General features: G+C 54.0%; 14 protein-coding genes. 7 read left to right on the plus strand and 7 right to left on the minus strand.

Going from position 1 to position 16,812, the window contains the following annotated elements; all coding sequences use genetic code 11:
• The first annotated feature begins 7 nt into the window (after positions 1 to 7).
• Genes VE954_RS31365 through VE954_RS31375 form a run of 3 tightly spaced genes read left to right on the plus strand, consistent with a single transcriptional unit; the run spans position 8 to position 2,509 of the window.
• A complete protein-coding gene (locus tag VE954_RS31365) occupies positions 8 to 682 on the plus strand; it encodes a hypothetical protein (RefSeq protein WP_324960429.1) in 675 nt (224 codons plus the stop codon).
• Positions 669 to 1,430, plus strand: a complete 762-nt coding sequence (locus VE954_RS31370; RefSeq protein WP_324960431.1) for a prepilin-type N-terminal cleavage/methylation domain-containing protein — start codon at positions 669 to 671, stop codon at positions 1,428 to 1,430. The genes VE954_RS31365 and VE954_RS31370 overlap by 14 nt, the downstream gene beginning before the upstream one ends.
• A gap of 2 nt (positions 1,431 to 1,432) precedes the next feature.
• The gene (locus VE954_RS31375) at positions 1,433 to 2,509 is read left to right on the plus strand and encodes a hypothetical protein (protein WP_324960433.1); all 1,077 of its coding nucleotides are present in this window, start codon (positions 1,433 to 1,435) and stop codon (positions 2,507 to 2,509) included.
• A 7-nt stretch (positions 2,510 to 2,516) separates the two neighbouring features.
• Here VE954_RS31375 and VE954_RS31380 read toward each other — a convergent pair whose 3' ends face one another.
• The 5 genes from VE954_RS31380 to VE954_RS31400 all read right to left on the minus strand — a co-directional run bounded on the left by VE954_RS31380 (position 2,517) and on the right by VE954_RS31400 (position 9,586).
• Positions 2,517 to 5,309, minus strand: a complete 2,793-nt coding sequence (locus tag VE954_RS31380) for a 7TM diverse intracellular signaling domain-containing protein (protein WP_324960435.1) — start codon at positions 5,307 to 5,309, stop codon at positions 2,517 to 2,519.
• Positions 5,310 to 5,422: 113 nt separating this feature from the next.
• The gene (locus VE954_RS31385) at positions 5,423 to 5,617 is read right to left on the minus strand and encodes a hypothetical protein (RefSeq protein WP_324960437.1); all 195 of its coding nucleotides are present in this window, start codon (positions 5,615 to 5,617) and stop codon (positions 5,423 to 5,425) included.
• Positions 5,618 to 5,625: 8 nt separating this feature from the next.
• The gene (locus VE954_RS31390) at positions 5,626 to 6,180 is read right to left on the minus strand and encodes a polysaccharide biosynthesis/export family protein (protein ID WP_324960439.1); all 555 of its coding nucleotides are present in this window, start codon (positions 6,178 to 6,180) and stop codon (positions 5,626 to 5,628) included.
• Positions 6,116 to 7,564 (minus strand): hypothetical protein, encoded by a 1,449-nt coding sequence (locus tag VE954_RS31395; protein WP_324960441.1) that lies wholly within the window; start codon positions 7,562 to 7,564, stop codon positions 6,116 to 6,118. Before VE954_RS31395 ends, VE954_RS31390 begins: the two co-directional genes overlap by 65 nt.
• Positions 7,565 to 7,567: 3 nt before the next feature.
• On the minus strand, positions 7,568 to 9,586 hold the full coding sequence (locus VE954_RS31400) for a hypothetical protein (RefSeq protein WP_324960442.1): 2,019 nt from the start codon (positions 9,584 to 9,586) through the stop codon (positions 7,568 to 7,570).
• 168 nt (positions 9,587 to 9,754) lie between these two features.
• Between VE954_RS31400 and VE954_RS31405 the strand changes: the two genes are divergently transcribed.
• Together VE954_RS31405 and epsC are read left to right on the plus strand one after the other, a co-directional pair.
• Positions 9,755 to 10,756, plus strand: coding sequence for a glycosyltransferase family 2 protein (locus VE954_RS31405; RefSeq protein ID WP_324960444.1), 1,002 nt, complete (start codon positions 9,755 to 9,757; stop codon positions 10,754 to 10,756).
• Positions 10,746 to 11,336, plus strand: coding sequence for a serine O-acetyltransferase EpsC (gene epsC, locus VE954_RS31410; protein ID WP_324960446.1), 591 nt, complete (start codon positions 10,746 to 10,748; stop codon positions 11,334 to 11,336). The genes VE954_RS31405 and epsC overlap by 11 nt, the downstream gene beginning before the upstream one ends.
• On the opposite strand, the gene VE954_RS31415 is transcribed toward epsC, so the two are convergent.
• Both VE954_RS31415 and VE954_RS31420 read right to left on the minus strand, forming a co-directional pair.
• Entirely contained in the window at positions 11,333 to 13,360 is a 2,028-nt protein-coding gene (locus VE954_RS31415; protein WP_324960448.1) for an NADPH-dependent 2,4-dienoyl-CoA reductase, read from the minus strand. The two genes, epsC and VE954_RS31415, sit on opposite strands and share 4 nt — an antisense overlap.
• Complete coding sequence (locus VE954_RS31420; protein ID WP_324960449.1) at positions 13,357 to 13,980, minus strand: TetR/AcrR family transcriptional regulator; 624 nt, start codon at positions 13,978 to 13,980, stop codon at positions 13,357 to 13,359. Before VE954_RS31420 ends, VE954_RS31415 begins: the two co-directional genes overlap by 4 nt.
• Positions 13,981 to 14,076: 96 nt before the next feature.
• Here VE954_RS31420 and VE954_RS31425 point away from each other — a divergent pair, with 96 nt between their 5' ends.
• Both VE954_RS31425 and VE954_RS31430 read left to right on the plus strand, forming a co-directional pair.
• Positions 14,077 to 15,915: an acyclic terpene utilization AtuA family protein gene (locus VE954_RS31425; protein ID WP_324960451.1), complete on the plus strand. Its 1,839-nt coding sequence runs from the start codon at positions 14,077 to 14,079 to the stop codon at positions 15,913 to 15,915.
• The gene (locus VE954_RS31430) at positions 15,912 to 16,787 is read left to right on the plus strand and encodes an SDR family oxidoreductase (protein WP_324960453.1); all 876 of its coding nucleotides are present in this window, start codon (positions 15,912 to 15,914) and stop codon (positions 16,785 to 16,787) included. Before VE954_RS31425 ends, VE954_RS31430 begins: the two co-directional genes overlap by 4 nt.
• Positions 16,788 to 16,812 lie beyond the last annotated feature (25 nt).

Here is a 16,812-nt window from a genome sequence, read left to right on the forward strand (position 1 = left end):
TCCGCTCTTGAACAGCAAACAATCATGGAATAACGAATCCGGCGCCTCACTCGTGGCCATCCTGGTGACCGTCGCGCTCTTCGGTGTCGTGGCGGTGATGGCCGCGCAAAGCTTTCGGAATATTGGAACTTCAGGTCGACGTGTGGAAGCTGCGATGTCAGCGCGCGAAGTGGAAAGCGTCATGATGCAGGCTTTGGTGAGTAAATTCAAAGAATATGTTACTGCGGGGTGCTCAGCCCAGCCCACAGACTATTTCGAGGAAACAGACCTTGGCATTGCCGTGGCAGAATACAAAAAAATGAAGTTCTATGATGCGAAAGGCCACCAAACAACCACGCAACCAGCGATGGCTGTCGAGGACCTTAAACGATGCAATGGCACGCCTTTCTCGAATTTTACGACACCGAACTCCGATACGTTCTACGGCTGTTTTAATCTCATGACGAATCAATCTGCAAAGGATAAAGCTGCCAAAGGTGCTTTTGCCGGCAATCGCGGGGCCTTTGTCGAAATGCACGTCAAACTCCGAAATTTTAAAACGGACGCGGTAACGAGCTGCGCGACCATGGTGTCCGGTCGGGGGTTTGGTTTGGAAGTCTATTATGCCCTGCACTGGACGACATCAGCTGGAGCCGACGTGATGTACGATACCAAACTGGGGTCGTTGAATGTCGCGTACTGATTTTAAATCCAATCAAGCTGGCCTGACCCTGATCGAGACCATGATCGGTCTCGTCATCAGCGGGATTGTCGCCATCGGCGGGTATCAAATGATGACCCGCTCGCAAAAAATTCTGGCCGCTAAACAGTTGGATGAAGTCGGCAAAACCGAAGTCAACGAACTGATCTCGGTCGTGAAAAAAGATTGGGACTATCGGTTTCGTGACCCTAACAATCTTCTGGGCATCCCTGGCCGTGGCTTTTCCTTGCTCACCGCTACTGATTCCGCATGCACCGGGAACTGCCCTAAACTTCGCCTTTGGCTCTACAGAAAGATTAATAACACAACGGTCCTCGATATCGTGACAATTGCAAATACATGCAAGCGACCTACCGATGCAGGCGTCGTAGCCAAATTAGCTTCGTTGAATTACTCGAACAGTATCAACACGGCGTGCAGCAGCTGCCCAAGCGGTGAAATTCCGGCCGTCGAAATAACGGGCGTAAACGCCGCAACGGGTCTGGCGCTGCTTGCCTCCGAAAACCGCCTTTTCCCCAACAACGTGAGTGATGTTGACAAAGTCAATCCCAATGGGATTCTGGGCATACAGGCCTGTTTTTCTCCAGCTACTATGGTCGCCAACCCACCGCTCGCTATCGATGTCCGATCCCTCTATAGGGATCAGTCCTTGACCAATAAGTTGAAAGTCGTTCAAAAAACACAGATCTATCCTTTTAGCAATTTCGCGGGTATCCAACTGGAGCAGTAATCATGGCGGCACCTAAAGATCCAAAAGACAAACCCATTACGCTTGATCTCGACATCCAAAAAGCCGCCGAGCGCGAACAAACCAATGCGACGAACCCCAAACTTCAGTTTCGGGATCTGAAAGCCACGGTCATACGGCCCGACAAAGAGAAAAAGCCAACGACAGCTTCGCCCAGGCCTATGAAAGCCCCCGTGCATCGATCCAAACACAGCAGCAAAACCCAAAGTTCCGCAAGCAAAACAAAACCACTTTTTATCATGGCTGGCCTTATGATGACAGGGTTCATCGGCTGGCAACTTAAGGACAGTCTTTTCCCCGTTACACCTCAGGCTCCCACGGTCGCGGCTCCGACTATGAAAGCCAGGGCAGCCAAAGCTGTCCCTACAGAAGCCTTGCCGAAGCCTCCTCCGCCACCTGGTGCCCAGAATCAAGACCCGCATGCACCCATTCGGCAGGCCGGACTTTCCCAGCTGGGTGTCGCTGTGGACGATAAAGGCGACACATTCTTTTCCGTCAAAGTTAAACCCAAACCCGTCTGTCATCCAGCTGATGTGGAAGCCATGCGCAACGTTGTAGGCAAAACGGGATCCTTGCTGCTGTCACTCGAACCTATGAGTGACAATGGCAAAGCCAAGGCTCCGATCACGCGCACGATTTCGTTGAAAGAAATTGTAGACGGTACCAAGATCTCGCTGCCGGTGAACCTTAAACAAAAAGGCGTATACGGTATCTACATTTGTACCGATGCCGCCAATACCCGGTCCTGCGCCGGCAAGCAGCCAGCTGATTTCAATAAAATTCTGAATTTCCGCGAACTGGATGTCGCTGCGAATGCTGTCTTCTACTATCAGTTTGCGGTGCTGGGTCTCAGTTATCCCACGGTCTTTACCGGCCTCGCCCAAAACGTGGACGGCGCGCGGGACCAGTTGGATGCCAAGGAGTGGAAGCCTCAATTGGATAAAGCCGCGACCATGATGCGTGGGGTAAAATCTCTGCCACCCAAGACGATTGTCGAAGGCAATGTCGTCACGCTGGAATTGCAGGTAGCGATGATCAATCCGGACGGTTCCTGCCGCTAAGGGCCTATCAAGCGACCTGAGCCATCAGCGTGCTGAGCGACCAGCTGGCACGCAGATGGAAAGCCTGATGCAGACGTGCCTTATCATCAGAAATCAAAGTCATGCGTCCCCCGCTCTCTTCCACCAGCAAGCGCACCGCATCCATACCGATGCCACGCCCGGAAACCATTTGGGCTTCATCCTTGGTCGTGAATCCCGACTCAAAGATGAACTGCGCAATCGCATCGGGATCAAGATTGCTGTTCAACGGAACAAGTCCAAGGGTCTCTGCCTTGCGTAAAACCCGCAGTAAATCCAGACCTCGACCATCATCCGAATAGTCCATCATCAGGCAGCCATCACGCACATCGAAGCCTATCGTGATATGACCCGCCCGGGCTTTGCCCTGAGCCAGACGTTCGGGAGCTGTCTCCAGACCGTGGTCCATGGAATTGCGAATCAAATGCTGCAGGATATAGCTCAGATTTTTAAACATGGATTCAGGCAAAGGTTGATGCAGGGCGCCCTGCCCTACCAGAACAGGAAGCGGTTTATCCAGCTCTCGGGCCAGACGGCTGACCTCCTGCTGGAGGTTCTGCACCAGCTGGCCGGTAGTGATATCAGGCAAGGTTTGGACATAGACGGCCAGAGCCTCGTGCAAGGCCTCACGATAGGCGTCCAAAGGTTGATAGTGAAAGCGATGCCAAGCCTGCAGCAGTTGACGTGTTTCGGATGTTGCGTTGGCTACCGAGCGACTTGAATCGGTACGCCCCAGGCGCTCCTTTTCAATGGCTTCATAGGATCGAAGTTGTTCCGCCAGACTATCCAATTGATCATGAAGTGTCTCGATCTGATCGACCGACAGCCGAATCAAAATCTGTTCCACTTCATGGATATGCGCCGCCAGAACTTTAAGCCCGAGGCTGCGGCTCAAGCCCTTCCAGGTGTGGAGGCGCATCAAAACTTTTCTTAACAGCAGAGCCCATTCTGCGGTCACCGCTGCGCTATCGATGCTCGCCTGTTTCAGGATTTCGTGGCTCTGCACCACAAAATCGCGGAATCGATCCGGCGAGATCTGCACAATTTCCAAAAGCAACGTAAAGGCCTGCTGATCCTTGCGCTGCGATGCCTGCAAAGCACGGATCTCCGTCACGTTCCGAAGGGTCACTAGAACGCGATCCATGAGGCCCTGGCGGTTGACGATCGGGTGCCACTCCACAGCAAAGACCTGCTGCGACCCATCGATCTCGACCCTCATAAATTCCTGAGGTAGGCTATGAGCATTCAATTCCCAGACGAAAATCGGCTCATGAAAGGAACTGACAAGGATACTGTCGATGATCGAGAGATCCTCGCCCGTGAGCGTGGTATTCCTGAAGAGCACCGGCAAGGCCTTTTTACCGGTGAGCTGGCCTTCCCCAAGGAGCTGCTCCAATTCCTTGGAATAATTTCCCTGGATGCTTTGGTCAGCCAACATAATAAAGACGCCTTGGGGAATGTTCTCCATAATGGATCGCAGTTCCAAGGTTTGCAGTTCCACTTCGTCCTTGAGTTTGTAACTCAGGTGCTCGGCAACACCAAACGCCTTGGCGAAACGCTGGGCCACCACCTGCCCCTGCATGAAAACAAAGGCGCCCATACCCAGCGAGCTCACATAGGGCTGGGAAAAAACATGGAACGTCACGAGAATATCATAAAGAACGCAAGCTGCTAAAATGAAGCTGCCCATGGCGGCCAGGATGGATTCGTCCCGTTTATGGATCACCGCACGGACCAGGACGCTCAGACCAAAAACAATCTGCAGAACCGTGACAACCTGGATTTGACTGAGAATGATCGAGCAGTAATAGGTATCCAAAGTCAGAATGAAAAGGCCAGTGCACAAGCTGAGACTTACGATAAAGCGATAGAATCGAGGCATTGACGACGACAGGAAACTCATGTGAATGAAGCTGATGCAACTTAAAGGTCCGAGCACCATCGTCATATATTCTATAAAATATTTAGTTTGATAGATGCGGGTATCGAGCTGTGGGAAATACCAGGATATCAGGTTATCAGAGGCCGCCGATCGACAACCGACGACGAGGCAGAAGAGAGCCAGCATCAAAGTAGGTTTATCGACAGGACGGCGAATGAAGAGCACGATGTTATAGACGCCAATCACGATAATCATGCCGAGGCAGAAGATCAGGAATTCCCGATCCCCGACGATCCGACCTTCGGCCGCACTGCCTTCGCTCAGCAGCGGCGCTGTCCAGAGACCGCCTCGACCATAATGAAAATTGGAAACATGGACCAGCACGATCCATTCGGTTTCATCCGCTTCCGGAAAGAATCGCAAGGAGACCGGTCGAAGTTGGGGAATTTCATGGGTTGCATCAACTCCCAGACGGCCCACGGTCGCGAACCGGACCTTGTCTGGCTTCTGTGCAGGATAAATCATGACCTTAAGGGCAGCTGACGCGCTCCGGAGAGCAAGGGTGTATCCATCCATGCGAGGCCGAAGATCGCTCAACTTCAGGCGATAGGTGGCAAAACCCTGACCTTTCTTAAACGTGGGCTCCGTGCCGGTGGTCCAGACGCGACCTGCAACCTGCCGCACGGGAGCTGATCTGGTATCCCCAGGCTCCAGCCAAGTGGCCCAGAAAAAGTCCCATTCTCCGGTTAATTCGAGGACCTGTTTATCCTTCAAGTGACCCACGCTGACCGTTTGCAGTTGGGCGAGAGCTTTAGGTTGAAAAGCCAAAAAAAGCGCAAAAAGCCAGGCAAGTCTGGAACCCCAGATCTCTGGATTGAATTGGGCTCTATGCCTCAACACCCGCGTTTTTGCTCCTTCAGGCCAGCTTTAAGTTGGCTTATTCTAAAAGCTCATCGGTAGATGCTGGGAATCACTGAGCATAAAAGTAGGACTGGGTAATAATTTTCAGAGGGCTAGAGGGTCACGCGCGGGTCGATGAGCCACGGCAGCATTTTAAAAAGAATTCCAAGAGCGGTGAAAAGCACCAGATTGCCCACCAGCGTATAGAACCAAACCTTCGGCGACAGGGCCCATGGCCTTTGTGCCAGCCAGAGTCCAGGCAGGACCAGCCAGGCCAGCAGAAAAAGGACCAGGGCGTTGGCAAACATAGGCTACCTCAGTAAATGTTGATCACATCACCGCGTTCCAGAAGAAATCCGTCCAGGCGATGCTCACCTTTCAGAACTGCATCATAATCGGTGACAAACTTTTCGATAACACCGCTTTTCCCGGCGCGGTGCAGGATAATTTCGCCACGAGCAAACTCGCCCAGGCCGCCGGCTGTGGCCAGACCCTGAAGGAGCGTGGTCTTTTCCTGGAACGTGTACACGCCAGGCTTTCGAACTTCGCCTGTGATATAGATCTTGTAGCTATCGTAGCCGGTGACCCCAACCGAAACGGAAGGATTCTTTAAAAATGTCTTGTACTGTTCCGTCAGAAGCTTTGACAATTCCCGCTCCGTTTGTCCGGCTGCCTGGACCGCACCGATCAAAGGCAGACTCACGCTGCCGGCCTGGGACACGATGAATTCACCGTTGATATCGTTACTGCCGATCACGCGAATGGTGACCTTATCATTCAAGCCAATGATGTATTCGCCCTGCGCGTTAAATGTGCGTCCGCGCGGCGCCAGTTTGAGGTCGTTGCCACTGTAGTGACGGAGACAACCCAAAAGGCTGCTCAGACTGCACAGCAGCAGGGCCAGGACGTAAACTCTCTTGATACTTCGCATAAGATTGCTCCAGAAGGATGCGTCCGTAAACCGGAAAAAGACCACCAGCAAAGACCCCCACCAGCATCGATGAGCGGCTTTCCAAAAGACCCATATCAAAACTCACATACATGCCCCATTGCGTCACCCCTACCAGCCCGAGGAACGCCAGCAAAAGTTCCCTTTTGGTTCGCGCCAGTTGCCCCACGCGCGTGATCACCAGCATCATGAAGCAGCTGGCCGTCATGAGACCCGCAATTCCAAAAGGCCCGGCAAAAGTCCAAAGATAGAGCAGCGTATTGTGCGGAATGGCATCGAACAGCTCGAAGGAAAACGAAATATCCGGCAGCGGAACAGCCTGCGGAAACCGGGTGCCAAAACCAAGACCGAGCAGAGGTCGTTCGATCACACCAATCATAAGATTATAGTTTTCAATCTGCCTGTAGTCGAGATTTTCGACACCAATCACGCTACTGCCTGAAGACGTAGCACCGAGGTTCGCGGGTGCCTTGCTATAGACCACCTTATACGAAATCAGGAAGACAGCCGCAAGCAGCGCCCACCGGAAAGTGGACCGTAGACGCAGACGCATGCCGCGGGGGAGGATGAACGGGACCAGGACCAACGCGGCCATGAGCCCGACAAACGACGTTCGGCGGTCATTCAGAATATACGGCCAGAGCATAAGCCCGAAAGCTCCGGCATAGGCCAGGAGCTTCCCATGATTCCCCCGTTGCGTAAAAGCCTGAAAGCCAGCATAGGCGAGGGCCAGAGCCAGGAAACTTGAGCTGGCATGATCAATCAGATATTCGCGCGCCCCCATGCGTCCGTCGTAAACGATCAGAAACACATAGAGGGCGTATACGCTGCGCCAGATACAAACCCAAAAGAGAATACGCGCGGCTTTCTGCAGGAGCGCGGGCTGCATCCCGAGGTAGTAACCAATGATCATCCATACCGGGATCATGGGCACAAAGTGCAGCTGACTAAAGGCCAGTGCCAGAGTATTCCCACGCAACACTCCCGTCAATGTACCGAGCGCACAGGCCAACGGCACCAAACATGCCGACAGAGCCAGAATAAGCCAGAATCGAGAACGCTGCACGCCCCATCGAATGGTGATCAAACCGGCCAAGGCATAGCTGATCACTTCAAACAGCGTAAAAGACAGGGGCAGGCCATAGATTTCATGGATGCCATGAAACAGGAGTTTCCCCAGCTGAGCGGTCCACGCGCTATGTTCGTTGTAGGCACGGGACGCGGGAATATCCAAAAATAGCGCCGCCCCGAGCAGAATCAGGATCGCTCGAGGAAGCATGGATGGATTTTCACGTGCGTCGTGCATGTCTTAGGTTCCCAGTGCGACCAGGCCGCGAAGTTTATCCGAGCGCAAATGAGTCAGGGTCCGCTGCAGATCAAAGTAGTTCGTATGATGCGCATCGACGAAGACAAAGCCATCACTGGACACTTTGAGCAGGGCCATGTTCTCAATAAAGTGCGACTCGGGCATGGCGCGAATGAAGACCTTCTTATAATGACCTGGAATCTTATCCAAAGCCATTTCAATACGATCCTCCCGGAATGCGCGAGTTTTTTCGCCACTTAGCTTGGGCATGGGTGGGATCACATCAAAAGCAAAGCCTTCCAGATCTTCCCGTGGAATCATAACCTTTTCGAATGTCGCGCGGCCTTCCCAGAAATCGACCAGGTCAGGGCCTTCGCCGACCTTGCGATAGACGGGATCCTGCAGATTACAGTCGATCAACAGATAGTCATCCTGATGATCGGTCGCATAAATATTCAAAAAGTTTTTGATGGCCTGCGCTGTTTCATCAAAAGGACCGGCGTTGATCAGCATCACGACGCGACCTTGGCAACCCTGCTCCATGGCCAGTTCTAGACGGCGATAGGATAAAAGTGTGCGGGCCGCATCATCGACCTTGTTGATTTTGGAAAGATGCGAACGCAGTTTATCCGCCAGGTTGGGGGTGATATCCGAGAATTCGTTGGCACTCTTGAGGGAGATCTGCGCGACGATCGAGTGTCCTGTGCTACGTTCCACACGCCAGACGTCACGCGCCCGGGGGTTACGAAGTTCGCGTAGGATCACCAGCAGACCAATCACACCCAAGCCCGCGGCCATGACGGCCAAAGCCATGTTCCGGCGATTGTTTTTGTAGGGAACCGGTTCATAGGCTGCCGGATAAATAATCCGCAGGCGTGTGCGCAGGGACGGATCATCCCTTTGCCGCGTGAGGTTTTTGCGTTCCAGCTCAATATCCTTGATGCGGTCGGAAACAGCCACAAAGAAACCGCCCTGATAGTCCTGGGAGTCACGGATATCGAGGTTGGTGACATCGGGGCCGAGGGCCGACGAGGATCGGAGGGAACGCAACTGCGCCCGTATAGCTTCCAGACTATTACGAACCTTGCTTTCGTTGTTCGTATACTGGCTGGCAATGACATCGAGTTCCTTGCGCTTTTCGACAACCTGAGGATGGTTCGGTTGCAGAGTCGTCTGCAGGCGCACGAGTTCCCGCTTCACATCGGCCATGGCTGCTTCTCGATCGACCCGGGTATTGTCCAATTGCGCATTCAGGCTCCGCAGGCGATCCTCCAGCTCCGTCTGCTGATCCTCGGCCTGCAGTTTGTTCACATGCGACGTGCGGGTATCCTTGCTGCCTGTGCGCGCCGAACTCCGCGGTTCAGAGGGCCTTGTGATGTTTTTTTGCAGGAAGTTCAATTTAATATCAAGGCTGCGGATCTGCTCATCCAGTTCCTTACGGATGAAGAGTTCCATGGCCTCGTTGGCCAGATTCTGTGAAATCTTGGGTGAATGGCTATAAGCTGACAGCGTAAGGACCCCGGATTCCGGTTCGGGAAACGCATCCAGCTGCTTGCTCAGGACTCTGGCCAGGATGACTCTTTCATCCTTGTCTTCCGGCTCCTCGGCCAACAGATCGACCTTGCCCCTGGAGACTTTGTGCATCATTTGAATAAGCGGGTTTTCTCGCATGAAAACATCACGTCCGCCCAGTTTATTAGCGATTTCGGTTAGGAAATCCTGGGATTCAAAACGCGCCTGAAACAAACGGGCCACCGTGTTGTACCGCACCTGAGGCGATGTGCCCAGACCCGAGCCGGAGACGTCGACATGATCGAAGATCGCATAGACACTGGATTTGTAGGTGTTGTCCGCGATCATCGGCAACACGAGGGCGAGCGCTCCCGTGATCAGGGCGCCGAGTCCCATGAGACCAAGATTGCGGCGAAAAACCTTGAAAAAGTAAATTCGGTCAGGCAAAGGTTTTTGCCGACCCCATTGACCGAGAATTTCCTCTTCCAGTTTTTCACTGAAGTCCTGCATAAAGACCCCTGCTAACGATGACTGTGATGGTGCCTTTCCAATTTCGGCTGGCTTCCGCGGGGTCTTGAATTTTTTCTACGTAGGTTTTACACTTTTATTCAACCCCCAAGACATTTTTGGTGCCTTGATAAATTCAGTCACATGCCCTCAACATGGTATAATACACTTATGGATATCCTTCTGAGCGTCATCATCCCGACCTATAATCGAGCCGGACGTTTGCCGGTTCTGCTCGATGCCTTGCTATTGCAAAATATCGATCATAGCCGTTCGGAAATCCTGGTGGTGGATGACGGCAGCAATGACAGCACCTGGAGTGTGCTGCAGAGCTATCAACAAAAGCAGAAGGACGGCTGGATTCGCATTCTCTCACAAAACAATCAGGGCCAGGCGCTCGCCCGGCAGTATGGTGTTTGGGAATCGCGTGGCCGTTACCTCCTGTTTCTTGATGATGACATGGAAGCGGCGCATGCCGGCTTTTTGCAGAGTCATCTCCTGTTTCACGAAAAGAACGCCGACTCTGGCGTGGCTTTGGGCGCGATCCTCCCGCCTCGGGATAACCCCCGTCGCCCGGCCTTTGAGTGGTTCTATGAAAAATCCATTCGCACCATGTACGAGAATTTTAAGAACGGCACGCTGGTCCCATCCGGTGTACATTTTTTTAGCGCCAACGTCTCTGTACCCAAGGAACTTTTCCTGAAGGTCGGCGGTTTTAATGGAGCTTATCGCCAGGCCGAGGATCGCGAGCTCGGACTGCGTTTACAGCACCATGGACATGCGCGTTTTGCTTTTCTACCCGAAGCAGCCGCTTATCATAATTCCCCGACCGGGCGGTTCCGTGCCTTCATGCGCCGGGCGAGGCTGTACGGACACTATGATTTGGCGATTTCTCTGCTCTATCCCAATCAACCGGAACTTCATCCGCGGCAGATATTTGTCAGTGCGAGCCCTGTGAAACGACTGCTGGCAAGGGTGGCTTTTCAATGGCCCTTGATCATTGCGCCTCTGTCGTGGCTGGTGCTCCCTTGGGCCATCATCCTGCCCATTCGTTTATCCCTGCCGCTGTGCAGTATGCTCTACTGTCTGCAGTATGTCGGCGGCTATGCGGCTTCACCGCTGCGGGCCCAGGATCGTTCCACACCACCGGAGGCCGAACATCATGCCGCCTAAGCCCGTGGGTCAGTCTTTTCTTTATGACATCCGTCGCGACATTTATATGATTCTGGCCTATGAAAACCGGCCGGCGACGTTCAAAAATTATCTGTGGATCTGGCTCGCCTGTGATGCCTTTGCCATTCTTTGCAGCTTTCGTCTTCGTAAACTGCTGCGCCGCTGGCATGTGCCTGTCTTCAATCGCCTGATAAGGCTGTGGCAAACAGCCTTCTATGCGATAGAGCTGGGCATTGATATTGAACTGGGACACGGCGTCTATTTCGTGCATTCGGTGGGCACAGTGGTCGGTGGTGATGCCAGGATTGGGGAAGGCTGTGTCTTCTTTGGCAACAACACCATTGGTGCCTCGCGCTTTCAAGGCAGTCCTGTCATTGGTCCTCATACTGTCATCGGAGCTGGCGCTCGCGTGCTGGGCCGGATCAACATCGGCGCCTATTGTTTTCTAGGAGCCAATGCGGTGGTTGTGGAGGATCTGCCAGAAGGCAAGGTCGCCGTCGGCATACCTGCCAGGATTATTGCCGACAACGATCTTATGCCCGCGACCCGCCGCATGGCGGATTTGAACGAAGTCATCTAGAGACGTGCCGCAAGCTCCGTGCCTTGCTGTATGGCTCGTTTCGCGTCCAGCTCGACGGCGACGTCAGCGCCACCGATGACGTGATAACGCGGATCCGTGATTTTTCCCGCGGCATCCACCGGCAGGAGATCACGCACCGAATCCTGACCGGCGCAGATGATGACATGATCCACGGAAAGAATTTTGCTGACTCCCGCATGCCGAATGTGCAAGCCCTGATCATCAATTTTCACGTATTCAACTCCACCGAGCATCTGCACGCCGTCACGGTTGAGCGCAATCCTATGCACCCAGCCACTGCTTTTTCCAGGCCCGGCACCCATGCTTCGGCCTGCAGGTTTGCGTTGCAGGAGCCAAATCTCTCGCCGGGATTTGCTGGGCTCAGGCTTCTGCAGGCCACCAGGTTGTTTGACTTTCGCATCGATGCCCCAGGTCTTTTCAAACTTCTCAATCGACTGGTGCGCATCATGAAGCAGAAATTCACTCACATCGATGCCGATGCCACCCGCGCCGATCACGGCCACCTTTGCACCAACCGCTTTTTTCCCGGCGAGCACGTCGGCGTAGGACAGAACCTTGGGGTGCTGCAAACCTTCAATCTGCGGTCGACGCGGGACGACGCCGGTCGCTACAATGATTTCATCAAAACCGCTGTCCAAATCTCGCCGGCTAACTTTTTTATTGAGTTGCACGTTCACGCCGAGCCGCTGGAGGCTTTTCTCGAAATAACGGATGGTCTCGCCAAACTCTTCCTTACCGGGGATCGCCGCTGCCATGCGGAACTGTCCGCCGATGGTAGTTGTAGCTTCGAAGAGCGTTACGTCGTGACCGCGTTCCGCGGCAGTCGTAGCCGCCGCCAGTCCCGCCATGCCGCCTCCGACCACAGCAATTTTTTTCTTCTGAGGACTGGGCAGAATGAGTAATTCGGTTTCGTGACAAGCCCGAGGGTTGACCATACAGGACGCTCGTTTCATCGAAAAAACATGGTCGAGACAGGCCTGATTGCAGGCGATGCAGGTATTGATTTCATCGGCCCGTCCAGCTGCCGCCTTATTCACGAAATCGGCGTCGGCGAGCAAAGGACGAGCCATGGACACCATATCGGCATCACCACTCGCAATGATGTCCTCCGCAAGCTCGGGAGTATTGATGCGGTTGGAAGCACAGACCGGAATCTGCAGTTCCTTGCGCATGCGGGCTGTGACCTCGCGAAAAGCACCCCTTGGCACCGAGGTGACGATCGTCGGAACACGAGCCTCGTGCCAACCGATTCCGGTGTTGAGCAGATTGACCCCAGCCGCTTCCAGGGCCTTGGCCGTGGTCACGATTTCGTCCCAGGTGTTGCCATCTTCGACGAGATCGAGCAAGGAGAGGCGATAGATGATGAGGAAATCCTCGCCTAGCCTTTGCCGTATGGCCTTGATGATTTCGACTGGAAAACGCATGCGGTTCTCGATGGGACCACCCCAGCGATCACGACGCTGATTCACGCGCTTGCAAAGGAATTGATTGAGAAGATAACCTTCACTGCCCATGATTTCGACACCGTCGTAACCGGCTTCTCGGGCCAGAGTGGTGCACCGCACGAAATCCTCGATAGTTTCCAGGATGAGCTTTTCACTCATTTCCCGCGGTTTGAAGGGGTTGATAGGCGACTTCACCGCTGAAGCAGTCACCTGAAAGGGGTGATAACCGTAGCGTCCGGCGTGGAGGATCTGCATGGCAATCCGTCCCCCCTTACTGTGAACCGCACTGGTCACCCGTCGATGATTGAAGACATCGAGCTTATTGTTTAAAGTGCCGCCACCAGGTGTGAGCCAGCCTCGACGGTTCGGCGAGATGCCACCGGTGATAATCAAACCCACGCCGCCCTGCGCGCGTTCAGCAAAGTAGCTCGCCAGCTTGCCATAATTGAAGAATCGATCTTCCAGGCCCGTATGCATGGAACCCATAAGCACCCGGTTCTTTAAGGTAATGGGTCCCAGATTGATGGGTGCGAGCAGATGCGGGTAGGACTGAGTCATGGATTTGCCTTGGGTGATAAAGGTTTTTTCAAAGCTAAAGCCAAACAATAATCGGCCAGCTGATCGAGATTCGTATCACCATCATTTCGGTACCAATAGGTTGACCACGACAGGGATCCACTCAGCAGGCGGCGCAAGAGGACAACGTCGTCAATGGCTAATGCCTCTGCATTTTCTTCCAGCACCTGAAACCAGAAGCGCTCGTAGTGTTCCCTGAGCGTGAGCAATTCACGCTGATTGCTTTCGGAAATACTACGCCATTCCATAACAAGAATGGACATACTGCGACCCGTAGGTCCATGGATCGTTTCCAACTCGCTCCGTATCAGCATACGTAATTTTTCGTGGGGAGTCTGCACGCCCGCCACGGCTTCTTCCTGCCGCGCAATGCAAACGCGGACGGCCTCTTCCATGATGGCCTTCAGGATGTCTTCCTTCACTTTAAAATGATGGAAGAGACTGCCGGATTGGATGCCAACGGCTGCGGCAATATCTCGGACCGTTGTTTTTTCAAAACCACGCTCGGCAAACAGCTTGCTCGACTCGTGAATGATGCGTCCACGTGGGCTTTCAGGGTCACTGATCAGGCCCTCTTGGATCAATCGACTGATAATTTTCATTTTTCTATCCACAAACCATTTTACAAACCAAGCGCTTGCTTGGTAGCGTAGCGCAACTTTTGAAAAGTTACCACAGTGAGTCCAGGGGGTGGAAAGATGGAAAAAACGCAGGTCGCAATCGGCTGTGCTTCAGCCTTTTGGGGAGATACGCCCGGGGCGGCTCAGCAGCTCGTCGAAAAAGGTGAAATTGATTTTCTCGTTTTTGATTTTCTGGCCGAAACGACCATGGCCCTTATGGCTTCCGCAAAAATGCGCCAGCCAGACCAGGGTTACGCTACAGATTTTATCGATATCCTCAAACCCCTGCTCAAATCCATTCAGGAACGCGGGATCCGTGTCCTGGCCAATGCTGGTGGGCTCAATCCGATGGAGTGCATGCGGCAGCTGCAGAGTCTCATTGAAACGCAGGGACTTTCCTTGAAAGTTGCCGTGGTGAACGGTGACGACCTGCAGGAACGGAACAAAAAAGATGCCGCGTTTCAGCAGAGGGTATGGGGAGATGCGGCCTTGCCCGCAAGGCAGCAGCTGCTTTGTTTCAACGCCTATCTGGGCGCCGAAGGCATGGTGGCGGCACTGGATGCGGGCTGTGACATTGTGATCACGGGACGGGTGGTCGACAGCGCGGTGACCTTGGCTCCCCTCATCCATCATTTTAAATGGTCCTGGGATGACTACCAGAAGCTGGCGCAAGCATCTCTGGCGGGACATATCATCGAGTGCGGAGCGCAGTGCACGGGAGGCAATTTCACCGACTGGCTGCAGATTCTCCTGCCCGAACAGATCGGCTACCCCATTGTCATCTGCGATGCGGATGGCAGCTTCGTTGTGACCAAACCTTCTGGTACGGGCGGTCTGGTGTCCTGTGCGACGGTGAGTGAGCAGATCGTCTATGAAATCGATGATCCCGCCCAATACCGGCTGCCCAATGTGATCTGTGATTTCCGAAACGTTCAGCTTCAGCAGGAAGGCGCAGATCGGGTCCGTGTGATGGGAGCGCAGGGACGCCCACCATCGGCGCAATACAAAGCTTGCGGCTTTTATCTGCAGGGCTATCGTGCCAATGCCCTCCTGATGATCACGGGGCAAAACGCCCATATCAAAGCCAAGGCGGTCGGAAAAGCCATTCTCGATAGAGTCGAACGTCAATTAGCAGAACGTGGTCTCGGGGGTTTTTCAGACACGCTCATCGAATGCCTGGGAAGCGGTGAAAGCTTTGAGTACGACGCGGACAGCAGCACCCAGTTTCTGGCCAGGGATGCTTTGGAAATCGTTCTGCGCGTTTCCGTTGCGCACAAAGACAAAAACGCTGTGACTGCGTTTTGCCAGGAAATAGCCCAGGCTGCAACCGGCATGGGTGCCGGGATTTACGGCGTCGTCTCAGGACGGCCGCAACCGGCGCCACGGATGGGCATGCTGGTCGGCATGGTCGATAAGGAGCTGCTCCCGATGAGTCTGACCCTTGCGACCGGAACGACGGACGTACCTTACGCCGCCGGCGCTGAACCTTCTCGCGATGAGCCGCACCCTGGTCGAACTCTCAACGATGCACGTCCGCTGCAAGTCGAGCGGCACGGCTCGCTGGTCGAAGTTCCACTCTATCGGCTTGCCTATGCCCGCAGCGGCGACAAAGGCAATCATGCGAACATCGGTGTCATCGCTCGCAAAGCCGAGTATTGGCCTTATCTTCTTGACTCTCTGTCGTCCGATCGCGTGTTTCAACATTTTCGCCGGTATTTTTCTGCCGAGGTTCATGCCCAGGGTGCGGAAACCACTGTGCAACGCTGGGAACTGCCGGGCATCAAAGCGCTTAATTTTATGCTTAAAAATAGCCTGGGCGGTGGTGGAATGGCCAGTCTGCGCGCCGATGCCCAGGGCAAGTCCTTCGGTCAGATGCTTTTGCAAATCAACATCCCTATGCCGCGAGAATTCTTATGAGTAAAGCCTATCAATCGGTTTTCAAGGACAGGATCTTTCAGGGCAAACAGTTTATCGTCACCGGCGGCGGCAGTGGCATCGGCCGCTGCATTGCGCATGAACTCAGCGCTTTGGGGGCTGCCGTCCACATCGTGGGTCGCAAGGAAGAGAAATTAATCGCCGTCTGCAATGAAATCGAGGCCGACGGCGGTGCAGCCCGACCCTACGTCTGTGATATTCGCGACGAGGAACTGGTCAGCAAAACGGTCGGCGCCATCGTGCAGGCCGCTGGCCGTATCGATGGTCTGGTGAATAACGCCGGCGGTCAGTTCCCGGCACCCTTGAGCCACATATCGCAGAAAGGTTTTGAGGCCGTCGTGCGCACCAATCTCGTGGGCGGTTTCCTCGTGGCACGTGAAGTTTTTAACCAGTCCATGAAACAGCACGGTGGATCCATTGTGAACATAACCGCCGATAACTGGGGAGGCATGCCAGGCATGGGCCACTCCGGAGCCGCGCGCGCGGGTATGGACAATTTCACCAAAACAGCAGCTGTGGAGTGGGCCCACCGCGGTGTCCGGGTCAATGCTGCGGCACCTGGTTGGATCGCCTCCAGCGGCATGGACACCTATGATAAGAGCTTTCAGACCATGCTGCCCATTATGAAAGCCGGTGTGCCTTTGAAGCGTCTCGGCACCGAAGCGGAAGTGAGTTCAATCGTCTGCTTTTTGCTGAGTGATGGGGCCCGTTATATCAATGGCGCAACAGTGCAGGTGGATGGCGGCTCGCCTTTGGGTGGCAAATTCTGGCCTTTGGCCAAAGCGGAAAATAATCAGGCCTATGACGGTTTTCATCGATCCAAATTACCGGATGCCTTGGAAAGTCTGGACTAGAAGTCTTGTCTCAAGCTCAGGAGTT

This window comes from Oligoflexus sp. (genome assembly GCF_035638955.1).
Classification (GTDB): Bacteria; Bdellovibrionota_B; Oligoflexia; order Oligoflexales; family Oligoflexaceae; genus Oligoflexus.